Below are 22,612 nucleotides of genomic sequence, written 5' to 3' on the forward strand. Positions count from 1 at the left end.
TTCATGCGGAGCGCAAAAAAAGGAAGATGAAGGTTCAAAAAAAGGAAGATAAGGGTTCAAATTATGGTACATAAATTGCGCCCTAGTAATTAGTATTTAATATTAAGTTTATAATACTAAGCTTATAAGATTAAGTATATACGAATCGCAAAAAATGCGCTTCGTTTTTGTTCAAATTTTATTTATATCATTGGAGGATGATTTATTGACTAAACAAAACAAAGTAAACAACAAGCCTATTTACATTCAGTCTATTGAAGCAAGTCATTTATACGAACATATGAATAGAGGTAAAAACATTCCTAAAAATTACACAGGTTTGATTCCTTATAGCCTTGAATCTATCAAGCTCAGAAAAGAAGGGCTGCAATTCACAACGCTAAAACATTCAGGCAAGGATGTAAGCGATGATGTAATCAATGTCAAATTCTCTTCAAAGGTTCGATCTGTGAGGACTAAAATCAAAGAGAAGCAAAAAGAGAAAGATAATCCTGGAACAAAGGAGAAACGGAAAGAAAGACTCCATAGTGAAATTGAATTTTTACATACAAAGTTAAACCAAACAGAATGGCAAAATGAAGTTAAGGTTAACAGTCTGAGAGAAATGCTTTACGAAAATGGGTTCACAATTAGAACCATTGACAAGGAGACAGGCGAAATTGTCTCTGATGTGAAATATGTTGTATATAAAAGATCAAGCAGTAAGAGTCGAACAGGGCAATGCTTGTTCATCAAAGAATCCTTACATAAGAAAATGATTGAGTGGTCTAGGATGTATCTTCCGTTCGAAAAGGATCAACGAGTTGACTTGGCTGGATTACTGGCCTATGAGTCACTTGTAGGAAGCTCATTAGAATCCACTGTACATATTGATCCAAAACATATCCTGCTTGTGGATGATAAGACGAGTGAATTTAAAAAAGTTTGTAATGTAGTTAAAACAGGCAAAAACGATTTCCTTGATAGTGTTGAGCAAGAAGAGATTGTATCTAACAGTCTTTTTGATGGGGAGTCGTTATTGTCATCAGAGTTTTTCAATGAAGGTACGTCAATGATGCTGTTACGTAATCACATGTTTAAATCAGCTGCGTTCAATTGCAACATTCAACAGTTCCTAAAAGACCATTGCCCAAAAAGTGTGGAATATGATCAATGGGAGTTAGAGAATATGTTTGGGCAGAAGATGAAAGCATCTGACGTTAAGTTCATTTGCACTCCAACATCACTAAAAGCATTGAAATTTAGCAAAGTTTTAGGTTCTGAGTTGAATTTGTGGGAGCATTGGAAGAACCTTATTGAATCAGAAGGGAATGTTTGGGGAGTCGTTAAGCATGAAAAAGAATCTAAGCGAGGAAAGAATGAATTAGATCAGACTCTACAGCAAACTTCTTACCAAATGATTAACTGTTTACCTATACATAAGCAAGGCATTGAAGACCTTCTTCAATATGAAATTGATTATACATATGGCTTGAAGAATGACACAGAGAAATTCATAGAACATATCGAAAAGAAGCAAAACGACATAAATACAAATGAAATGATGGTTGCTGTTTATAGAAGGAACGAACAGTTCGCTCAAACCTCACTCTTCAAAGACTTCCGAAAAACAGAAATACATAACCATGTTGAATACGTAAAGAGAGGCAAAGTTAGATTGCCAGGTGATTACTGTGTTCTTCTAGGTAATCCAATTGAATACCTATATCATGCTATTGGTGAAGAACCAAAGCAGCAAGTGTTAAAAGGTAATGAAGTACATACATCAATGTTTGAATCAGAAAAAGAAGTGGTTGCTTTCCGAAACCCAAATACATCACCTTCAAATGTTCTTGTGGTAAAGAATAAGATTGCGAAAGAAATTGATACATATTTTAACCTCTCACGTAACATCGTTTGCGTAAATGCAATTGACTTTGAGATACAAGACATTCTGTCTGGCTGTGATTATGATTCAGACACTATGGTTATTTTTGATCATCCTGCTCTGCTTGAAGTCGGAAAACAATGCTTTGGTAAGTATAAAGTGTGCTTGAATCGTGTGGAGGGAGAAAGTCTTCCATATAGATTGAACAATTTGGATATGTGTAAGATTGACAATCAACTGTCTGAAAGCCAAAAGAATATTGGTCGAGTAACAAATATCGGTCAAAATTGCATGTCTATTTATTGGGATATGATTTCAAAGGGTGAAACAGAAGGGCGAGATTATCTGTTGAAGAGAATTGATGTAATGACCGTACTATCTGGAATTTGCATTGATCTGGCAAAGAAATTTTACAAGATTGATATAAAGAAAGAAATCAGTCATGTTGAAAAAGCCCTTGGTCTACAGAAAAGAGCGAAACCGAAGTTCTGGAAATGTGTTAGCTCCAACACTTCAAATAACACAGAGCAACACGAATGCCCTATGGATATTCTGTTTGATATTATGAGCAACTTGAAAAATGCAGAAAGGACTAATGGAGGCATTAGCGTGTCGGAGTTGCTTGTAAAAGCAAAGGCTAAAGATGGAGACAGAAACCAAAAAGGGAAGATTGAAGATTACATAGAGGAAATGTGCAATAAAATAAACAAAGCGTATAAATACATGGTTGAGAACGATAAGGATTCTGAGGAATATCTGATAATTGATGATGCATTCAGATTTTACAAATTTAAAATGCAGAAGCTTAAAGTTAAGCCGCCTACAATGTATTCAATCCTTAGAAAGATTGACAAAAGCAAGGAGAAAAAGAGGTTCATGAAAGTTTTGTTTGATACACAGCAGGACACATTCTTGAATGCATTTAAACAAAAAAACACACTTTTAAACACAAATAGCCCGAAAACCGCATAGAATCAAGGTTTTCAGGGTGGTGTCTAAGTTGAGTAATAGTAAGGGGAGCTACAGTGTAAAGATCGATCCGTTTGTTGCCGCACGAAAACTTTGTAGCCAGTAGTGCTAGTTTCCTTTACTCATTTTTACGGTTGAATCATCTCCTCCAAGTTGATACAACACTTTCATTTAATTCTCCTTTTGTTTTAAGTGTACTGAACAATAGTTCGGTGCGCTGCTTAATTCAAGGACAATTAAACATACTTACGCCATCTTTATTGATGAGTTCATTATAAGTGACTTTTCAATGGAAAGCAAGACTTTTATTGTTTTGGTCTGTGATGCAGCAGACAAGCAACAAAAAAGAGTAACAGGGAATGTGATAGAGGTGAGACGCTCTATCGTACCGTATGTTCAATAGGATATACGCTTGGCAAACAATTTAGCCTCCAATAGCTTAGATGAGTTGATGTAAGAGATAAAGCCCGCCTTAATGGTCGAAGGGCTTTCTCTGCTTGCACACATCAAATAATCGGAGGTATTCCAATGGAACAAATTTTTAATTACGAAGATCAACAAGTAAGAACAGTGGTAAAGAATGAAGAGGTATGGTTTGTAGCGAAAGACGTTTGTGATGTATTAGAAATTAAAAACAATCGGGATGCGATTTCTCGACTAGACGTGGATGAAAAGGGAGTAGTTTCAACCGACACCCTTGGAGGATCACAAGAATTAACAGCAGTAAATGAACCTGGTCTATATACTTTGATTCTTGGTAGCCGCAAACCAGAAGCGAGAAAATTTAAACGTTGGATCACTCATGAAGTCATCCCTGCAATTCGTAAACATGGTGGATATTTAACACCGCAAGCTGTAGAAGAAACTTTAACTAATCCTGATTTCATCATTAGATTGGCCACTCAATTGAAGAGTGAACAAGAAAAGAATAAATATAACGAACGTTTATTAGAAGAACAAGCTCCAAAGGTTGAGTTTGCTGTATTAATCGAAAACTCAGATGGAACTATTAGTCTAGGTGAATTTGCAACACAGATGAAGAACGCTGGTATTCCGATGGGAAGAAACCGATTCTTTGCGTGGCTTAGAGAAGAAGGTTATCTGCTAACTCAAGATTGGAACAGACCGTCTCAAAAGAGTATGGATCTTGGTGTAATTGAAGCGAGGCAAAATATTACTGTGTTACCTGATGGGACTGAAAGAATCAGTTTCACTCCACGCATCACAGGTAAAGGCCAAGTTTACTTCATCAAGAAACTGAAGAAAGAGATGCTTATTGGATGAAGAAAAAGTTATTAGACTCAGGTATATATTGTACAAAGTGTGATCTCTATTTCAAAGACGAAGACATGGAATGCGGAAGATGTATGGGCTCAACTTGGTTTCATGCGAGTAAAGCTATTCTTCTGAATGATAAGGTGTTTGCGTCAAAGGAAGATGAGTAAACAACCCACAATACCATTATAACTCTACAGAACTCCTTCTGAATTAGGATAATACTTCGTTAACAACTTCAAATACATAGCCCTATATAAATACATGAACATAACGGAGAGAGTGTATATGATGCTCTCTCTTTTTAATTGGAGGAGAACAAATGGATCAATTAGATAAATTTATAGATGCACAACAAAAAGTTGGAGAAAGGTTGGATAAAATGATTGCAGAAACAGAGGATAATTTGTTTATGAGTGAATCAGAGAAGACTAAACGATACTTTGAAAACCTACATAAAAAGCACAACGATAATAATGGGGAGATTGTCTTTGGGAATGTAAGACCAATAGTTGATACACTTTATCGTGGTGGTGAAACTTACGGAACAGTTATTAGAGAATATGAAATTGATTACTATGCAGATGAGGAAGCTCCAGAAGGTGTCATTAAATTCGGCAAGGAATTATTAGGCAAGACTTATAATGAGACTGCTGCAAACGTACGGAAAATGTTATATACAACAGAATATTACGTGTAAAGGATGAGGACTTAGTTATGGATTCAAAATTTGTAGTGTTTAATGATTTCTGTGATCCTTTTACATTGTTCTATGATGATCTTTCAGAGGCTCAAGAAGAATTTAAACGAAGAACCAATGACAGACGTGACAACACTGTTGATATCTATCTCTGTTGTATTCTTGAATCGCATCAAGGTCGAGATGAAGAAGATGAAGAGTAATGCCGTTAAAACGATGTAACGCTTCAAGGTGTAGAGTTTTGATTGATTGGTCATCTAAGTATTGTGATGAGCATAAAGGATACCAGCAAAAGCAATACAACAAAGATGTGAGGTATAACAGAGACAATAAAGAACAATACAGCTATTACCATTCAAAGGAGTGGAAAGGACTAAGAGAAGCTAAGTTGCTTGAAAGTCATTTTAGATGTGCTATGTGTAAAGAAGAAGGAAAGAGTAATCGCAGCAATAGATTGATCGTTCATCATAAGCATATGGAATTGAAAGATGTATTACACCATAAAAGCGCACGAACCGATCTGAATAATTTAGAAGTGCTGTGTCAGTATCATCATAATCAAATAACATTTGGTAAGGGAGAGGATGAAGCGAGTGAACTTTAAAACAGTTAAAACACATAATATTATTACTAATGGAAATCGCAGAAGAACAACAAGCATATGGAGTGAAGCTAAACAAGATTTCGTTGAAGTGTTCGCTACTGAATGGCAAGAAGTTTTGTTGGATGGACATACATATGAATCAGCTGTAAGAGCAGGTGTGAAACTAAATTTGGTTGAACCTCTATTAGAAATTAAGCTACATGATCACAACAGTGTTCCAGAGGTTAGAATTGGAGGTAACTTAATTAAGGGTAAAACGAAGATTATGTTCGACTGGGAAACAGATGATGAAACAGGTGCGAAACCTACTCGATTCTTAATTGAACATTTAGATGAAGGTAGTGTTGATGTTGTAAGAATTCAATTGGATACGAACGAAATGGGGAGGAATAAAGATTAAACAAGTACCCCCTTTGATTAAACGGGGTAGGTATACGAAGCTTAGATAATCCACGTACACTCTTCTCAGTCTAAAATGTTGAAATGAAAAGTTGGAATTTTACTTTTTTAACCCTAAATTCATATTCTCATATACATATCCCAAGTTGCTTGGAATCTTATTTTATAAAGATTTTGGGCAGTTTTTTTATTTTGCTTAAATCGCTTTATCTCACTAAAGATATTAATGTGTCAGACGAAAGGAGGTGGGATGGTGGCGAGAGCAAGACAAACAACAGAAACTCTAAAAGGACAAATCACAAAAGAAGAAAGAATCGCTAGAGAGAAACAAGAAGAGATGCTGAAAGATTTTGAACCACTCCATAAAAATCCCCCTCACTGGCTGTCTACTATTGGCAAGAATGAATGGAAAAGAATTTATCCCCATATTATTAAACTCCCTGTAAGCGAACTAGACTCAACTTTATTTGCTGTCTTTTGTAACAGCTACGCTCAATATCGTGAAGCTTTAAAAGATATCGCTCTAAATGGACAAATTATGTTCGAGTTGAACAGTCAAGGAAATGAAGTTAAAAAGAAAAACCCTTCTGTAGATATCATGAATACCATGTCTAAAGAAATAAGGGGAATCGCTGGGCAACTAGGACTAACTTTAGACTCTCGTTTGCGAATTGTCGGACTAGGTGAAAACGAAGATGAAGAAGATCCGATGAAAAGATTTAAACAAAGGCGTGAATCATAATGCTAGATGAAACCACTCTGTATGCCGAAAAGGTTGTAAAGGGTGAAATCATCGCTTGTGAAAAAATTGTTTTGGCTTGTAGAAGGCATTTGAATGACATTGAAAGATCCAAAGGTGATGCTTTTGCGTTTACATTCGATGTGGAAGCAGCGCAGGAATCAATTGATTTTATGGAGTCTCTTTCAGATCCAGAAACAGGACAACCCCTAAAACTCCTAATGTTCCAGAAATGGATTGTTGGTTCATTGTTCGGTTGGATAAGAAAAGATAATGGTTATAGACGATTTAAACGAGCGATGATTTCTATGGCTAGACGAAATGGAAAAAGTTTAATTGCTGGAGGAATTGGTGGCAAAGAGTTCTATCTTGGACAATTCCCGAAGTTAAACAGGAAGATCATTTTCGCATCTAACGCAATGAAACAAGCGAGACACGGCTTTGATTATATGCATGGTCAGTTCACCATTCTTGCCAGAGAGTCTAAGATGGTCAGAAAAGATGTGAAATTACTAAATGATGTTATTGAAGATAAATATTCAGGAAGTAAGGCATATCCTGTTGCAGCAGACACAGGAAAGCTAGATGGATTTGCTTCAACAGTAGCAGTTGTCGATGAATTTCACGAGAGCAAAGATTTGAAAATGCTAAATGTATTGAAATCTGGACAAATAGGTTTAAAAAGCTCCTTACTAGCGATTATAAGTACGGCTGGATTGAATCCTAATGTGCCGATGTACAAAGAAATACAAATGCTAGAAAGTGTCTTAAAAGGCGAAGAACAAATGGATGAATATTTCATTGCTATCTACGAGCAAGATGATGTTGAAAAAGAAGTTGATATGCCTGAGACATGGATCAAATCGAATCCGAGATTAGAAGATCCTGACTCTCAACATTTATCTGAAAATTTAATGCTTGACGTGAAGGCAGCGAAACGACAGAAGAATATGAATCCTCTATATGTGAAGAATTTCAATGTTTGGAGACAAGTGAGTAATGAATCTTACATACCGATTGAAGATTGGGATGCTTGCGCTGTAGAAGAAGCTCCAGACATTAAAGGGAAAGAAGTTTTTATCGGTCTTGATATGGCTAAAATTGATGATTTGGCAGCTGTGTCTTGGATATATCCTTTAAATGATGATGAGCAAAGATTCTATGTAGATAGTCATTCTTTCGTTGGAACTAAATACGGGTTAGAAGCCAAGTGTCAAAGAGATAAGATTAATTATGAAGAATTGGCACAGCAAGGATATTGCACAATCACAGACAAGGAATCAGGAACAATCAATCCTAGACAGGTTGTAGATTATATTAAGCAACATATTGAAGAGAATGATTTGATTGTTAAAGGAATTATGTTCGATCCTGCATTGGTTCAGCCTGTCTTAAATGAGCTTGAAGAGTATGAGCAAATAGAAGTTAGTCAAAAGGCTACGGCTATTTCTCAGCCAGCAGTTGATTTTAGATTGTGTGTGATTGATAGACGAATATTACATAGCAACAACCCTTTATTAACAATGTCAATAAATAATGCCGTTACTGTTCGATTTAACGATCTTATTAGATTAGATAAAGAAAAGAACAGGGAGAAAATTGATCCTATTGTAGCGACAATAACAGCTCATTATGAAGCGATGCATCATTATGTAAATAGAATTGATGATGATTACTATTCAAACTTTAATTTTACGTTGTGAGAAAGGAGTGAAATGATGCAATTAAATAAAGTTGGAACTGCTTTCAAGGAGATGATGTTGTTTTTAGTGAGTAATTTGCATACTTTATTTTTCCTTTGTGGGCTCGCATTCTTTCTTTTGGTAGCGTACATGCAAAGTCTCACAATTGGATTTATTGCCAGTGGAGCTATACTAATTCTCATAGCTATTCTTATAAATCCAAAAGAAGAGAGGAGGTAAATAAGTGGCGTTTTTTAGATCAAATAATTTTAGAACTGAAACGAGGGATGAGGAAAGGTCATATGATAGAATGCTAGATGCGATTTTAGGAAATGACGGTCTTTCGTATACTACGATAAGTGCAATCAAGAACAGCGATATTTTCACAGCTGTTTCAACACTTGCTTCAGATATTGCATCATCACCTATATCCGTTCTTACCAATGGTATTGAGGATGAATCTGATGACTTGTACAGGCTTTTAAATGAAAGACCCAATTCTTACTATTCGGGTTTATCATTAAAGTTTATAACGGTTGCTAACGCTCTTTTAAACGGACAATCGTTTATAGAAATTATGCGTGATAGACACGGGAATCCAATTGAATTAATTGCTCTTAGAAATAGTGAAGTTAGAATTGATCAACCAAAAGATTTGAATGAAATAGTTTACTATCACAATCCTATTAAATCAGCTAAACATTCATCATCAGAAAGAATGATTCCAGCTGATAACATGCTACATATTAAATTTTTCACACTCGATGGCATTACTGGAAGGTCACCTTTAGAGAGCTTAAAGTATGAAATAGAAAGTCAAGAAGCTGGTAAAAAACTATACATCGATTATTTTAAAAAAGGTGCAAACCTTAGTGGACTCTTAAAATTATCCAAGGCAGCTATGGCTGACGGTTCAAGAGAAAAGGTTAGAGAAGGCTTTGAGAAAGCCTATGCTGGAACAGGTAATCAACAAAGAATCCTTGTGTTAGATGAAACTATGACTTTCGAGCAGTTAGAAATTAATACAGAAGTTCTAAACATTGTTAATAACTATTCACACGGAACGAAGCAAATAGCAAAAGCGTTTGGCCTTCCACCTCATAAACTTGGCATTGAACAAGTTAACACTTCCCTGGAGCAAGCAAACCTTGACTACCTCACCAACACCCTTTCAAATTATTTTGCGGCAATCGCTGCTGAGTTAAACTTCAAATTATTAATATACCCATATTATCAAACTAAAAAATTTAAATTTGATACAAAACGTTTCAGAGAAACGGACGCTAAAACAAAGCGTGAAAATATCATTGCATTACTTCAAAACGGTATTTACTCACAGAATGATGCATTAGCTGAATACGGAATCGCACCTATTGAAAATGGAGATAGACGCTTTATGAGTTTGAATTATGTGGATGTTGACATTATGGATGAAATTCAAAAAGCTAAAGCAAAAAGTCTACCAATTCCTTCAGTCTCAGATGAAGGAGGTGAGACAGATTGAGTAAAACAGAAGTTAGACTTTTTAATGATGAAGGCCTAGAGATAAGATCAAACCAAGAAAGTGAAGCAAAAGTGATTTCTGGTTATGCTTTGAAGTTCAATACACGATCAAATGTTTTAGGCGATTTCATCGAAACGATTGAACCTGGTGCACTGGATGGAACTGATATGAGTGATGTTAGAGCACTGGTTGATCATAACCCAAGCCTAATCATTGGGCGTTCTTCTTCGGGAACGTTGAAATTAGATGTTGATGAAGTGGGATTAAGATTCGAAATTAGTCTCCCGAACACCCAATACGCTAATGATCTTTATGAAAATATTCGTTTAGGTAACATCTCCAATTGTTCTTTCGGCTTCAATATCGCTTCGCAAGGTGCTACAAGAGAGAAAAACCCCACTACAGGCTTATACTTTCAGCGAATAAAGAAGATTTCAAAGCTTACTGATGTAAGTGTAGTTACTTATCCTGCGTATAACGACACAGACGTATATGCGCGTAACTTAGATCAAGCAATCAAAGAATCAAATAAAGATGAAATCGAAAAAATGAAATTCGATTTAGATATTATCAAACTAAAAAACATGAGCCTATAAGGGCTCTATTTTAATTTAAAGGAGCTAATTTAATGCTAAAAGAAAAATTACTTGAAAAACGTTCGTTGATTCAAAAAAAGCGTGACGAAATGAATGCCAAAATTGAAGATGCACAAGGAAAAGCTGAAGAAGGAAAGTTAGACGAAGCAAAAGACATCAAAGCTAAAATTGAGGCAATTCAAGCAGAAATCACAGAGTTGCAAAAAGATATTAAAGACTTAGAAGAGATTGCTGGTCTTAAAAAAGATGAAGCAACTGAACCAACAAATTCAGAAAAAGGAAATGAGGAACAACGTTCTATGACACAACAAAAACGTATTGTAATTGATAGCCACTTAGAGGAACAGCGAAGCAAAGTTAATGCATTTATTCGTTCTTATGGTAACGAGGTTAGAGATGGTTTAACGACAGAAGGTGCTGCAGCAGTAATTCCTATTGAAGTATTAACAACACCGCAACGTGAGCCTGAAGATGTAATTGATCTTGCAGCAATGGTTAATAAAAAACCTGTTAAAACAGGTAGTGGTACATATCCGGTTGTTTCAAATGCTAAAAATGGTTTAGTTTCTGTTGCAGAACTAGCGAAGAATCCAGAGCTTGGTACACCAGAATTCAAAAAAGTAGCATTTGATGTAGATACATACCGTGGTCAACTACCTATCTCTCAAGAGTCAATTGATGATTCTGCTGTTGATTTAACTGCATTGATTGCAGAGCATTTACAACAAACAAAACGTATTACAACAAATAGAGCTGTAGCGAACGTGTTGAAAACATTTAGTAAGAAAACTGTATCTGATGTAGATGGAATCAAACAAATTGTTAACGTTGATTTAAAGCAAGCTTATAAACGTGACTATGTTGCGACTGCTTCTGCTTATCAATGGTTGGATACCTTGAAGGATAAAAATGGGCAATATTTATTACAGCCAGATATCACTTCTCCTTCTGGTAAATCATTCATTGGAAAGCCTGTAAGTGTAGTGGATGATGAAGTTCTAGGAACAAAAGCAGGAGACATGGTGATGTTTGTCGGTGATTTAAAAGCAGGAGTGTTCTTCGCTGATAGAGTAGATGTTACTGCAAAATGGGTTGATAATGATGTTTATGGACAAGTTCTATCAATTGCAACACGCTTTGATACAAAACAAGCAGATGAAAAGGCTGGCTATTTTGTAACAATTAAACCGCCAGTAGAAGCAGAAGGCACAACTGGATCATAATGAAATGAAGAGGTCGTTAATTCGGCCTCTTTTTCTATTTAAGGAGTGATGCAATGACTCTTGAAGAAATGAAAAATTTTCTTAGGGTTGATCATGATTTTGATGATAAATTCATTGAATTGACGATGAAATCATCCATGATATACGTGAAGAATGCTATTACATCAGAAGAAAACAACTCTTTTTTTGAAAACAATGAACTCTATGATTTGGCTGTATTTATGCTAACTGGACATTGGTACGAAAAGAAAGTCGCTGCGGTGGAAAAACCATTGAGTGAGATTCCTTTTGGTGTCATAAGCATTATTCAGCAATTGAGAGGGATGTATTCTAATGGATTTTAGTAGATTTGATAAGCGTATTTCTTTCGTTAAAATGGTTGCTACAAAAGATTCAGTATCATTTGAAAACATTGAGAAACCAGAGGTTGTTTTCTCGTGTTTTGCTGAATTAATTAAACAAACACTTAGAGATGTTAGAAACAGTCTTGGAACAGTTTACGAGGACACTATTCAATTTAACGTTCGACAGATTCAACGCTTTGAAATTAAGAATGATATGAAGATATTGTTTGAAGATAGATTGTACTCCATAGAAGACATACTTCCATCGTCAAAAAGAATTGATTTACAAACTATTGTTGCGAAGTTGGTGAAGTAATGGCCAGTGATGGATTGGAAAGCTTTGATGAACTGCAAAGAAATCTAAATAAAATGGCTAAAAAAACAAACAAAGCAGCTAAAGCAGCGTTGGAAATCGGTGCTGAGATGTATGCTGATGGACTTGAAAAAAACACTCCCAAGTCTATTCTAAGTGGAAAACATGAACATCTAAAAGATCATATCGTTTACACGAAACCGAAAGTAGACGGTGAGATGTATGTGAGCATTGGTTATGACAAAGAGGTCGCTTGGCGTGTACATATGACCAACTGGGGAACGATTAAACAACGCCCACAGCATTTCATAGAGAGAACTGAGAATGAGTTTAAGGATGTGATTATGGCTAAGATACAAGAAGTTTATATGAAAGGGTTAGGCTTATGATGAATCCAATTCAAGAAGTTGCATACGTGCTTTCTAACGATGAAAAGTTAAGAGAGTATGTGAGTGATAATCAGATATACCTTATTTACATCCCCGTAGACGATCAAACCATTGAAAACGCTCCCCTAATAAGAATCAACGAATTAGAAAGCTTTCCTGACAACTACAGAGATGACACAGCTTACTCGATTTCAGTAGATATTCAAATTGATACATGGGCAAAAACATTAAAAGAAACACAAGAAGTACAAGCGATTATAGATCGTGCGATGGCGAATGCTGATTATAAACAATACGCATCTGATCTAATGAAAGATCCAGATATTGAATTATATAAGTATTCAAGAAGATACAGGGCAACAAAGAAAATCCAAATAAATTATTAAAGGTAGGTTTTAATAGATGGCAACAGTCGGTCTAAAAGGATTGCGTTATGCAGTCTTAGATAAAAATGAAAAAACAACGCAAATTTATGATCTTCCAGGCGCAATTGAAGCGAAAGTTGATGTTCCTCAAGAAGTAGCGAAACTATATGCAGATGACGGACTTTATAAAGTAAAGGGATCAGGAGTTAACGAGGTTAAGGTTGAACTCAACATTGCTGATCTTGAAACAGAAGACAAGGAACGAATTCTTGGTGTTGAAGTAGTTGATGGGATTGAAAAATATGGTGAGAGCACTGATCCTCCATATGTAGCATTAACATTTAAACAAAAGACAGATGGCGGTTATTGGTACTTCGCAGCATTGAAAGGTAAGTTCAGTGTGCCTTCTACTGAAGGGAAAACTAAAGAAGATAAGATCGAATGGACTACGCCTACTATTGAGGGTGAATTCTTGTCTCGAAAAGTAGAGCAAAAAGGTTATGTTTACTTTCTTGCGTTTGATGGACATCCAAGCTTTTCAGAAGAAAAATTCTATGAAGATGTTTATGGTGCATTAACTAACGGAAGTGGAACTCAAGGTTAAAAGTGATTAAAGAAAGGGAGACAGTGTCATGTCTCCTTTAAATATGTTCATTTTAAAAAATAAAAAAAGGTGGAATTATTAATGATTAAATTAGTATTGAAAGATTACTCTAAAGCAAAGTTTGATGAAGAAGGGAACATTACTGAAGTTCCAGAAAAAACGTACAAACAATATCTTGTTACAGCTAGAAAACTACGGAAAATGTTGGAGTTGTATTCGCAAGAAGATGAGAAAACTGAACTTCAATTAATGGATGGTGTTCTGGATTACATTGTAGAACTCTTTGATGATCAATTTAAAGTTGATGATATTTTAAATGGTGTAGAGGCTTCTGAATTATCAGTGTTTCTTGAAGATGTAATGGCACAACTTACTCAAGGTGATCAAAAAAAGGCGAAACTGAAAGAGAAGGCGTTGAAGGCTCAAAAGGCTTAACGTATAAGGAAGCAAGAGATAATTTATATGAAATGTATGAAGAATTGATGAAAGCTAGATATACATACAAAGAAATTGATGATATGGATATTCATGGATTTTATAATTTATTAGATTATCGTGAAAACAAGAAAAACAAGCATATGGATTTAGGTGTATTGTTTGGTGTATCTAAATCAAGTGGGGCGGTTAAAAAATAACCGTCTTTTATTTTTGAGGAAAGGAGGTAATTGAATGGCATCTGTAGGCAATCCGCATGGAAATTTAATCATTAATGCGACACTAGATGATTCTGGTGTAAATAATGGGTTGGCTGGATTAAGAAATCAACTTAAAACAGCTAGATCGGCAACAAAAGCTACCGTCTCTGAGTTTAAGGCTATGGGTGATGAGCTCCAAGCTAACAAGACTAAAGTAGACGGTTTATCTGAAGAATTAAAGATTCAAGATCGAATCGTTAAAGAATACAGAAAGAACTATGAGAAACAAGTTGAACAATATGGAGAAGGATCAGAACAGGCTCAAAAATATGCTCAACGTCTAAACTCTCAGATAGCAACCTATAATTCTCTCCAAGGCACTTTAAGAAGAACAGAGAATCAGGTTCGATCACTTGAAGCTGCTCAAGAATCAGCGTCTAACAGTTCAAATCAATTGTCAGATAGCCAGGATGACGTAGGGCAATCAACGCAAAAAACAGACGGTATCATGTCTAAATATTCTTCAGGGATTAAAGTTGGTCTTGTTGGTGCGTTAGCTGCTGGAGTTGCTGGCCTTGGTGCTCTTACAGCTGCAGTAGGAACGCTTGGAGCGAAGATGGCTAATGATAGTCAAGTGTCTCAAGGGAAGCTTAGAGCGCAATTAGGGCTAACTGAACAACAAGCTAAAAAGCTTACTGGTGTGGCTAGAGACTTGTGGAAGAGTGGCTTTGGTGAAAGTATTGAAGACACTAGACAAAGCTTATTTCAAGTCAAACAGAACATACGTGATATTGCTGACAAGGATTTACCTGGTGTTACTAGAAAGGCAATAATTCTAGCAGAAACTTTTGATGGTGAAGTCAATGAAGTAACAAGGGCTGGAAATAACATCATGAAAGGCTTTGGTGAATCAGCTGACAACGCTTTTGATTTGATGACTTATGGCGCACAAAATGGACTGAACTTCTCGAATGAAATGTTTGATAATATTTCTGAATATGCTCCTTTGTTTGGAAAAATGGGATTCTCAGCAAAAGAATACTTCCAGTTGCTTGTAAAAGGAGCTAAAGCAGGTGTTTATAACCTGGATTACGTTAATGACGTAATGAAAGAGTTTCAAATAAGAGTAAAAGATGGCTCTAAGGCAACTAATGCAGCTATGTCAGAGCTATCAAAACCAACACAAAAGATATGGCAAGAATTTTTAAAAGGCAAAGGCACAGTTAAAGATGTTTCGAATGTTGTTTTAAAAGAACTTAAAAACATGAAAAATCAAACTGATGCCAACAATATCGGTGTTGCATTATTCGGGACTAAATGGGAAGACCTTGAAGCTGATGCTATGTATGCATTAGGTGGCATTGATGGCAAAATAGGCGATGTAAAGGGTAAAACTGATGAAGCTGGAAAGGCAATTCAAGACAATCTAGGTACTCGTTTTAAAAAGATTGGTAGAGAAGCAATGAGTGCTTTACAACCATTAGGCGAAGGCGCAGCTACAATTCTTGAAAATGCTTTTGATTTTTCTAAACCTATGCTTGAGAGCATTACTAATTCTGGAGCTAAGGTTAAGAAAGCGATGGATGGCATATGGGGTATTTTCCAAGGGGAAGGAACTGCTGAACGATTAGAAGGTTATGGTATTCTCTCTAGTCTATTCCCTCCTAACGCAGTTAATATGATTGTTAATGTGACTGACACAGTACGTGGAGTAATAAGCAAAATCAATGAAGTATTTAAAGCTATGCAGCCTACATTCGCAGCTATAGGAAAAGTAATGTCAGATGTATTTGTTACGATGGCTCCTATAATTTCTAAAGCGTTCGGTGGAATTATATCTTTTATTGGTCAAATTGCATCTGTATGGGGAACATTCTGGAAAGAAAATGGCGGTGTCATAACACAAGCTATTCAAAATGTTTGGTCTGTCATCCAATTTGTAATGCCAGCAGTTATGGCCATTGTGCAATCTGTATGGGGTAACATCAAGGGTGTTGTTATGGGCGCAATGCAAGTTATACAAGGCGTTATTAAATTCTTCTCAGGTCTGTTAACAGGTGACTTTGGTAAGATGTGGGAAGGTATTAAAGACATTTTCTTTGGATCAATAAAAGCAGTGTGGAATTTCATTCAGCTTTCATTCTTTGGGAAAATACTAGGGATGGCGAAAGCTTTAGGGAAAGGCTTACTAGGCATCTTCCCAAAAATGTGGTCTAGTATAGTAGGATTCTTCAAGAATGGTGCTTCTAATGTAACCAAAATGTTTGGATGGTTAAAAGATAAGGCATTCTCTCTAGTTGGAAAGCTTAAAGACGGTGTTGTGAAGAAGTTTTGGGATATTGTAGATGCGGCTAAAAAACTGCCAGGTAAAATCGGTAAAGGTATCAAAGATATGGCTTGGGAAGCTTTGAAAGGTGTCAAGTCGCTTGCTAATAAAATGAATGAGAAGTTATCTTTTGTAGTTAATGGTGTAATTGGTGGTGTTAACTGGGTTCTTGGAAAAGTCGGTGTACCAAAAGACAATCAAATACCTAAATGGACTCCACCTAAGTATGCAAAAGGAACAGGTGGTCACCCAGGAGGACTTGCAATCTTAGGAGATGGCGGTATGCCTGAATTATTCCGCACACCTGATGGAAGCATGGGTTTGTCTCCAGCTACAGACACATTAATGAACCTACCTAAAGGAACCGAGGTTCTTTCTGGTGAAAAAACACAGCAAGTAATGGGTTTACCTTTCTACAAAGAAGGAACAAAAGGTGGAAATTGGTTCACTCAATTGATGGGCAAGGCGAAAGATATTGTACTTGATGTGAGTGACTACATAACAAAACCATCTAAACTCTTAAATAAGGTGTTAGAGAAACTAGGTGTTTCTGCTCCTTCAATGGCTGGTGGATTCGGTCAAATTGTAAAAGGAAGTTTCACTTTTATTAAAGATAAAGCTATTTCATTTATCAAAAACAAGATAAAGGATTTCAGTTTTATTCCTGGTGAGGGAGGTAGCGCAGCAGTCAAAAAGTGGGTTGCTCAAGCAATTGCTATTAAAGGTATTTCACCTTCCTTCTCTAAAGCACTAGAAACTATTGCGATGAAGGAGTCAGGTGGAAATCCAACAGTTGTGAACAATTGGGATAGTAATGCTAAGGCTGGACATCCATCTCAAGGATTAATGCAGTTTATCCCATCGACTTTTGCAGCTCACAAAGAAAAGGGATACGGAGATATTAGAAATCCGATTCATCAGATCATTGCTGCTATCAACTATTTGAACAGTAGATATGGTGGAATCAATAAGCACCCTGGTCTTGTTAACATGCGTAAGGGTGGAAAATATATTGGTTATGATAAAGGCGCAATTATTAATCGTGACCATATGGCTGAAGTACACAAAGATGAGTTAATTCTTCCATTAAGAAAATTCAGAAGATCGAGAGCCCACAATCTACTCGAAACAGCAGGAAGAATGGTTGGTTATCATCCTGAGTCAACCGTTGTTCAATCTGATCAATCAGGACTTGCAAAAACTGTGCAACAGCAACAGCAACAAATTTCACACCTGCAAAAATTAGTGGAAAATAGTAATCAAATGGTACAACTACTGACTCAGCTTGTTTCTAAGGACTATGCTTTAGATGTAGGAGGCCTGAATAAATACAATAGAGGTCTATTAGATAATCAAATGAGAAGGAAAGGAGAGTAGGATGCAAAGAGAATTTGATTTAATCATTAGCTATGATGGAACAAGGGAGCATTATCTAAGTGAGATGCTTCCTTTCTTGGATTTCAGAGGACTTTCTCCTGCTGCACCTTCCATCGAAAGACAAACAACAACCCTAGCAACACAGCATGGATTAATCCAAACAAGTCCTAATGTACGCTTTCAAGAAACATCAGTTAAAGCTAAATTTAACCTTTCGGCAAAGAGTCATCAACAATTTTATATCAACAGACAAGAAGTCGTTAGAGCATTTAAACGTGTTAAGCCTTTTTATATATCAACTACATATGATCCAAATAGAAGATGGCTTGTAGTATGTGATGATGCGATTGATATTGATAAAGATAATGAAAAGAAAGACAAGGAATTTGAAGTTGATTTCAAAGCATTAAAAGGATTAGCAGAATCTAAATTTACTACTAGCAAGGACTTTAATTTAGCAAGCGAACACTTCAATGTAGGTATGAATATTCCTTCAAAAGATAATATACCTTATTCATTCAACTCTAAAAGCTTCACAGTTTTCAATGGATCCGATGTGGCTTTAGATACTATTCAATTTGATTATCAAGTAAAGATGAAATTGAGTGGGAAAGATGTAAAAATCACAAACAAAACAACAAACGAATCAATAGTGATTAATGGATCTGTTAAAAACACACAGGTGATTAAGTGTATAAATCAGTATGTGTTTATTGATGACAAGATAGCATCTAAAAAAGGACGCTTTCCTAGTCTAGAAATCGGTGACAATCAATTTGTGATCGAAAATGCAACGAGTGTTCAAATTGATTTTATCACTAGGTTTTACTACGTCTAAGGGAGGTGATACATTGGCGCAGATGTTTGTTCAATCAAAAGGAAATCCTACTGAACAAGTTGAGATGGTATATGAAGTACCAGAAGTGAGCGACAATCTAGATGGTACAAAACAGCTTTCATTTCAAAGTGTCCTTATTGAAGGAAATGAAATTGTGTTTGATATGTTGATTGAAGACAATATTATTATCATTGATGAGAGTGATTTCTTAGGTCAACGCTATGTAATTATTGAAGTTGAGAAAAAATATGAAAAAGGAACTTACTATAAAAACATTGTAGCTGATCATTTGTTTCTAGCATCTTTATCTAAAAATGTAGTTGAAGACACAATTAAAGGCGACATCACATTGAAAGATGCTTTTACTCATGCCTTAAAAGGCAGTGGTTTTACTTGTTCAATCCAAAAAGATATTGAAAATAAGACAGTTAAACTTGATGAGTTTGGAAAAAAGAAATCACAGGATTTAGTCAATGAAAACATTGAAAATTATGGTGTGGAATTGGATGTTGATAATACGCATATATACGTTGGCACTGATCCAAAGAATACTATTAACTATCAAATTGACACTAGGGCTAATCTGAATGCGATTAGTGTTAAAAGTTCAATGGCAGAATCTTATACACGCATTACTGGCTACGGAAAAACCAAAGAAGAAAAGGATATTTCAAGTGGTCAGTCCGTAAATTATGATTCTATATCCTCTAAGTGGAAAACAAACTCCTCATGGAATACCAAATATGCTGAAGATGTTGGTCAGACATTTTCATTTAAGTTTAAAGGTACTGGCTTTGGAATCCAAGCCATTAAAGAAAAGCTAGGTGGAAAGATAAAATTCACCATCGATAAGAAGACAAATAAAACGATTTCTTTATATAAGGATACTGGCAGCAAAGACTATGAAAAAGAAGATGTAGATGTTATCAGAGGTCTTGAAGATAAAGAGCATACCGTTGTAGCAACATTTGTTGGAAAGGATTCAAAGAATCCCAACACAAAGAAGATGAAAACTGGTTTTAGAGTAAGTATTTCTAACGGCAACTTTATAAATTTATTTAGAACATTTAAAGACAATGAAAAGTACATGTTCCCTCCAGTTACTTACGTTCATCCAGATGAAAAATTGTTTTTATTGGATGGGAAACCAAGAGTTGCTGAAGCGATAATTGAAGACAGTGTGACGAAAAAGGAAGATATGGAGAAGCTTCTGAAAGACAAAGTGAATCCTTATCCTCAAATCACAATAGAAATCGATTTTGAAGTATATTACGATCCTAAATTAGAAGGAAAAGAAGATCAGATTCGAAAGGGTGTTACAATCCCTGTTTTGGCTGATACCGCACACGGAACATTATATGAAGGCACTGTAAGAGTGCAAGAAATTAAATATAATCCACTCGATAAATACGCAAAACCCACGGTTACCCTCACTAATTACCGTAAAGATATCCTCGATTATCAAATCCAACAAAAACGAGAAATGAGACAACAAAAGAAATCAATCGAAGCTCAACTATCTTCTTTTAAATCTACCTTATCCAACTCTAGCACAGTTTCAACATCTCAAATGAAAGAAATATCGGCCGCAATTCCTCAAACTGTATCACTCCAATATAATTCATCCAGTAAGACATGGGCGCTCAGTGATACTTCGATTGATGGAACAGTGGACGTGTCAATTGAAGATAATTTTATTGAGGTTGATATGCCTGATTATGAAATTGTATCTAGAAAATTCAGCTCAAATGTTGATTTTGATATGAAGGTAGCTGGCTTTACTTCAGGTGAGAAAATCGATCCAACTAACGTTAGTACATTACAGATATACCTGGCTAAGTCTGGTGCGAAAATAACACCGATTGATTCAAGTATACCTAATGGATCAGAGATTGATGTAACAGTGTATTTAACTACCTAGTACACGTAAACAAATAAGAAGGAGGCTATAAGTTGGCCAAATTTAAATGGAAGACTATTTTTGATACCAACAAGAATGCAAAGTTCAGAGAAGAGTTACAAGATATGTCTTCAGATGCTTTAAGTGCAGTCAATGAACTAGCGAATGCAGACGAAAGACACGCTAATGCTAAGACAGCACATACATCAGGGCAGATAAAGCATGGTGTTTTCACTGTAGAAAATAGACTCAATAATCACAACTCACGTTTTGCAAATATGGTTACTAACCATGATGGTGAAGATGTAAAAGAAGTAGTGGATTTGCGAGTAGCTTTAGACGCTTCAATTCATGAAACTGCAAAAGATCGTTTTGACTATGATTTTCAAATTTTAAACGACAAAATTGATGACGCAAGATTGACAGTACCGTTCAAAGAGTTGTTAAGAAAGCATAATGGTAATTTCACTAAGGCTATGAAAGAAGCATTGCAGCTGGGATTGCTTTATCCAATTTGGATTGCTATTCCACCAGGCAACTATACGATTTCTGAAAAGCTTACTATCTATAAAGATACACGCATTACATTTTCAGATGGGGTTTACCTAGCTAGAGAAGATGGATTTGTAGGATCAATGTTTGTAAATGGACAGAGTGGTGATATGTTCACTGGGTACAATGGACATGGAAATATTAAGATTGATGGTTTCGGTGAATTAGATAGTGCAGGAGACAGAGTGAAAGAACAATGCTCAGTCTTTGGTTTTGGTCACGCTAGAGGCATCAAGGTCTCTGGGATAACCGTAAGTAACGTATGTGGAGGTCACGCTTTTGACCTAGCAGGGATAGAAGAAAGTGATTTCAATGACATTAAATGTGAAGGGTATGTGGATTACAAAGGAGACAGATGGTTTTCAGCTGCAATTCAGGTTGATTTAATGAGATCATCCGCAAACTTTGGTTCATTCGGAGCCTACGACAACACAGTTACACGAAAAATCAATATAGAGAATTGCAAGTTTAGAAAATCTAAAAAGCTTGGCGGCTACGCAAGAGCAATAGATTCTCACACAAGCACTGACGGTTATTTATACTCTCACATTAACTTTAAAAATAACATCGTTGAGGACACTACAGAATGGGCTGTGTCGGGCAATAAATGGCAAGACATAGCAATAGAAGGGAATACATTTAACAACTGTTATGGAGGCGTTAGAACGCTTTTACCTTCAATCAGTTCACAATACACTCAAGATACAAATGGTAATCCAACGAACCGTATCAACAAGGTGAAAAGACAAAAAATCAACGGTAATACATTTACAAATATAACAGAAAAACATGCGATTCAAGTGTATGGAAGAAAAGGATATCAGACAATTGATGATGTTCAAATCATCGGAAATACAATTGATGGAGTTAAATTGAAACATGGAATCCATGTATCTGATGTGAATGACTTTATTATTAAAGATAACACTGTCAAGAATACAGAACATCATGGAATTCTTGTAACAAGAAGTAGCTATGGAATGGTTGAAAACAACACAGTAAAAGATGTTAAAGGTAATGGTATTAGATTAGAAGAAGGATCATGCGATTATGTAACAACTAAAGACAATACTATTGTGAATATTGGCTATTCTGGTATTTCTGTTTCAGGTAGTTCTAAAGGTTTCGTTTCTTATAATGACACGATCATAAATGCTGGTACTCGTTCAGTTGCGGGATCTGATAATGAATATGATGGAATCATTTTAATGACTGGAGTCAACAATTCTAAAATCACTGACGCTAGAGTGTCAGGAACGAAAATGAGACACGGAATTAACCTTACTGGCACTACATCAAATATTACTCATTATGCTAACAATGTTAAAGGTGCAGGCTATTCCGCAAGCTACAATGACAAAAGTAGTAATCCAATTACAACACCTGAAAATATATCGTAAAGGAGAGGTAA

At 35.8% G+C, this 22,612-nt stretch carries 22 protein-coding genes; all 22 read left to right on the forward strand.

Annotated elements, in window-relative coordinates:
- Window positions 1-205 precede the first annotated feature (205 nt).
- The 22 genes from AMR95_RS14785 (at window position 206) to AMR95_RS14890 (ending at window position 22,601) form a co-directional block, all read left to right on the forward strand.
- On the forward strand, window positions 206-2,839 hold the full coding sequence (locus tag AMR95_RS14785; RefSeq protein WP_058838718.1) for a hypothetical protein: 2,634 nt from the start codon (window positions 206-208) through the stop codon (window positions 2,837-2,839).
- 525 nt (window positions 2,840-3,364) lie between these two features.
- On the forward strand, window positions 3,365-4,120 hold the full coding sequence (locus tag AMR95_RS14790) for a phage antirepressor (protein ID WP_058838719.1): 756 nt from the start codon (window positions 3,365-3,367) through the stop codon (window positions 4,118-4,120).
- Between the two features lie 313 nt (window positions 4,121-4,433).
- Window positions 4,434-4,811 carry a hypothetical protein gene (locus AMR95_RS14795; RefSeq protein WP_058838720.1) on the forward strand — a complete coding sequence of 126 codons (378 nt, stop codon included), beginning with the start codon at window positions 4,434-4,436 and terminating at the stop codon, window positions 4,809-4,811.
- Between the two features lie 17 nt (window positions 4,812-4,828).
- The gene (locus AMR95_RS14800) at window positions 4,829-5,014 is read left to right on the forward strand and encodes a hypothetical protein (protein ID WP_058838721.1); all 186 of its coding nucleotides are present in this window, start codon (window positions 4,829-4,831) and stop codon (window positions 5,012-5,014) included.
- A 38-nt stretch (window positions 5,015-5,052) separates the two neighbouring features.
- Window positions 5,053-5,415, forward strand: a complete 363-nt coding sequence (locus AMR95_RS14805) for an HNH endonuclease (RefSeq protein ID WP_231746900.1) — start codon at window positions 5,053-5,055, stop codon at window positions 5,413-5,415.
- Entirely contained in the window at window positions 5,405-5,815 is a 411-nt protein-coding gene (locus AMR95_RS14810; RefSeq protein ID WP_058838723.1) for a hypothetical protein, read from the forward strand. Before AMR95_RS14805 ends, AMR95_RS14810 begins: the two co-directional genes overlap by 11 nt.
- A gap of 252 nt (window positions 5,816-6,067) precedes the next feature.
- Window positions 6,068-6,556, forward strand: coding sequence for a phage terminase small subunit P27 family (locus tag AMR95_RS14815; RefSeq protein WP_058838724.1), 489 nt, complete (start codon window positions 6,068-6,070; stop codon window positions 6,554-6,556).
- Window positions 6,556-8,256: a terminase large subunit gene (locus AMR95_RS14820; RefSeq protein WP_058838725.1), complete on the forward strand. Its 1,701-nt coding sequence runs from the start codon at window positions 6,556-6,558 to the stop codon at window positions 8,254-8,256. The genes AMR95_RS14815 and AMR95_RS14820 overlap by 1 nt, the downstream gene beginning before the upstream one ends.
- Before the next feature lie 223 nt (window positions 8,257-8,479).
- Window positions 8,480-9,739, forward strand: coding sequence for a phage portal protein (locus tag AMR95_RS14830; RefSeq protein ID WP_058838727.1), 1,260 nt, complete (start codon window positions 8,480-8,482; stop codon window positions 9,737-9,739).
- Window positions 9,736-10,335 carry an HK97 family phage prohead protease gene (locus AMR95_RS14835; RefSeq protein ID WP_058838728.1) on the forward strand — a complete coding sequence of 200 codons (600 nt, stop codon included), beginning with the start codon at window positions 9,736-9,738 and terminating at the stop codon, window positions 10,333-10,335. The genes AMR95_RS14830 and AMR95_RS14835 overlap by 4 nt, the downstream gene beginning before the upstream one ends.
- Before the next feature lie 32 nt (window positions 10,336-10,367).
- The gene (locus AMR95_RS14840; RefSeq protein ID WP_058838729.1) at window positions 10,368-11,558 is read left to right on the forward strand and encodes a phage major capsid protein; all 1,191 of its coding nucleotides are present in this window, start codon (window positions 10,368-10,370) and stop codon (window positions 11,556-11,558) included.
- 53 nt (window positions 11,559-11,611) lie between these two features.
- Window positions 11,612-11,902: a head-tail connector protein gene (locus tag AMR95_RS14845; RefSeq protein WP_058838730.1), complete on the forward strand. Its 291-nt coding sequence runs from the start codon at window positions 11,612-11,614 to the stop codon at window positions 11,900-11,902.
- Complete coding sequence (locus tag AMR95_RS14850) at window positions 11,892-12,218, forward strand: phage head closure protein (protein ID WP_058838731.1); 327 nt, start codon at window positions 11,892-11,894, stop codon at window positions 12,216-12,218. Before AMR95_RS14845 ends, AMR95_RS14850 begins: the two co-directional genes overlap by 11 nt.
- Window positions 12,218-12,604, forward strand: coding sequence for an HK97-gp10 family putative phage morphogenesis protein (locus AMR95_RS14855; RefSeq protein ID WP_058838732.1), 387 nt, complete (start codon window positions 12,218-12,220; stop codon window positions 12,602-12,604). The genes AMR95_RS14850 and AMR95_RS14855 overlap by 1 nt, the downstream gene beginning before the upstream one ends.
- Window positions 12,604-12,990, forward strand: coding sequence for a hypothetical protein (locus tag AMR95_RS14860; RefSeq protein WP_331457628.1), 387 nt, complete (start codon window positions 12,604-12,606; stop codon window positions 12,988-12,990). The genes AMR95_RS14855 and AMR95_RS14860 overlap by 1 nt, the downstream gene beginning before the upstream one ends.
- 16 nt (window positions 12,991-13,006) lie before the next feature.
- The gene (locus AMR95_RS14865; RefSeq protein WP_058838734.1) at window positions 13,007-13,573 is read left to right on the forward strand and encodes a major tail protein; all 567 of its coding nucleotides are present in this window, start codon (window positions 13,007-13,009) and stop codon (window positions 13,571-13,573) included.
- Between the two features lie 81 nt (window positions 13,574-13,654).
- The gene (gene gpG, locus AMR95_RS14870; RefSeq protein WP_058838735.1) at window positions 13,655-14,008 is read left to right on the forward strand and encodes a phage tail assembly chaperone G; all 354 of its coding nucleotides are present in this window, start codon (window positions 13,655-13,657) and stop codon (window positions 14,006-14,008) included.
- A 32-nt stretch (window positions 14,009-14,040) separates the two neighbouring features.
- A complete protein-coding gene (locus tag AMR95_RS19150; RefSeq protein ID WP_156414549.1) occupies window positions 14,041-14,208 on the forward strand; it encodes a hypothetical protein in 168 nt (55 codons plus the stop codon).
- Window positions 14,209-14,242: 34 nt separating this feature from the next.
- Window positions 14,243-17,911: a phage tail tape measure protein gene (locus AMR95_RS14875; protein ID WP_058838736.1), complete on the forward strand. Its 3,669-nt coding sequence runs from the start codon at window positions 14,243-14,245 to the stop codon at window positions 17,909-17,911.
- A 1-nt stretch (window position 17,912) separates the two neighbouring features.
- A complete protein-coding gene (locus AMR95_RS14880) occupies window positions 17,913-18,749 on the forward strand; it encodes a phage tail domain-containing protein (protein ID WP_058838737.1) in 837 nt (278 codons plus the stop codon).
- Between the two features lie 22 nt (window positions 18,750-18,771).
- Window positions 18,772-20,670: a phage tail protein gene (locus AMR95_RS14885; RefSeq protein WP_231746902.1), complete on the forward strand. Its 1,899-nt coding sequence runs from the start codon at window positions 18,772-18,774 to the stop codon at window positions 20,668-20,670.
- 32 nt (window positions 20,671-20,702) lie between these two features.
- A complete protein-coding gene (locus AMR95_RS14890; protein WP_058838739.1) occupies window positions 20,703-22,601 on the forward strand; it encodes a right-handed parallel beta-helix repeat-containing protein in 1,899 nt (632 codons plus the stop codon).
- Window positions 22,602-22,612: the final 11 nt, after the last annotated feature.

It is taken from the genome of Bacillus sp. G1(2015b), assembly GCF_001482475.1.
Lineage (GTDB): Bacteria > Bacillota > Bacilli > Bacillales > Bacillaceae > Bacillus > Bacillus safensis.

Bases quoted from the DNA above. Each gene is read 5' to 3' on its own strand.
- AMR95_RS14795 (WP_058838720.1), top strand. From the start codon at position 4,434: ATGGATCAATTAGATAAATTTATAGATGCACAACAAAAAGTTGGAGAA.
- gpG (WP_058838735.1), top strand. From the start codon at position 13,655: ATGATTAAATTAGTATTGAAAGATTACTCTAAAGCAAAGTTTGATGAA.
- AMR95_RS14820 (WP_058838725.1), top strand. From the start codon at position 6,556: ATGCTAGATGAAACCACTCTGTATGCCGAAAAGGTTGTAAAGGGTGAA.
- AMR95_RS14790 (WP_058838719.1), top strand. From the start codon at position 3,365: ATGGAACAAATTTTTAATTACGAAGATCAACAAGTAAGAACAGTGGTA.
- AMR95_RS19150 (WP_156414549.1), top strand. From the start codon at position 14,041: ATGTATGAAGAATTGATGAAAGCTAGATATACATACAAAGAAATTGAT.
- AMR95_RS14800 (WP_058838721.1), top strand. From the start codon at position 4,829: ATGGATTCAAAATTTGTAGTGTTTAATGATTTCTGTGATCCTTTTACA.
- AMR95_RS14865 (WP_058838734.1), top strand. From the start codon at position 13,007: ATGGCAACAGTCGGTCTAAAAGGATTGCGTTATGCAGTCTTAGATAAA.
- AMR95_RS14860 (WP_331457628.1), top strand. From the start codon at position 12,604: ATGAATCCAATTCAAGAAGTTGCATACGTGCTTTCTAACGATGAAAAG.
- AMR95_RS14880 (WP_058838737.1), top strand. From the start codon at position 17,913: ATGCAAAGAGAATTTGATTTAATCATTAGCTATGATGGAACAAGGGAG.
- AMR95_RS14840 (WP_058838729.1), top strand. From the start codon at position 10,368: ATGCTAAAAGAAAAATTACTTGAAAAACGTTCGTTGATTCAAAAAAAG.
- AMR95_RS14845 (WP_058838730.1), top strand. From the start codon at position 11,612: ATGACTCTTGAAGAAATGAAAAATTTTCTTAGGGTTGATCATGATTTT.
- AMR95_RS14885 (WP_231746902.1), top strand. From the start codon at position 18,772: ATGTTTGTTCAATCAAAAGGAAATCCTACTGAACAAGTTGAGATGGTA.
- AMR95_RS14875 (WP_058838736.1), top strand. From the start codon at position 14,243: ATGGCATCTGTAGGCAATCCGCATGGAAATTTAATCATTAATGCGACA.
- AMR95_RS14855 (WP_058838732.1), top strand. From the start codon at position 12,218: ATGGCCAGTGATGGATTGGAAAGCTTTGATGAACTGCAAAGAAATCTA.
- AMR95_RS14850 (WP_058838731.1), top strand. From the start codon at position 11,892: ATGGATTTTAGTAGATTTGATAAGCGTATTTCTTTCGTTAAAATGGTT.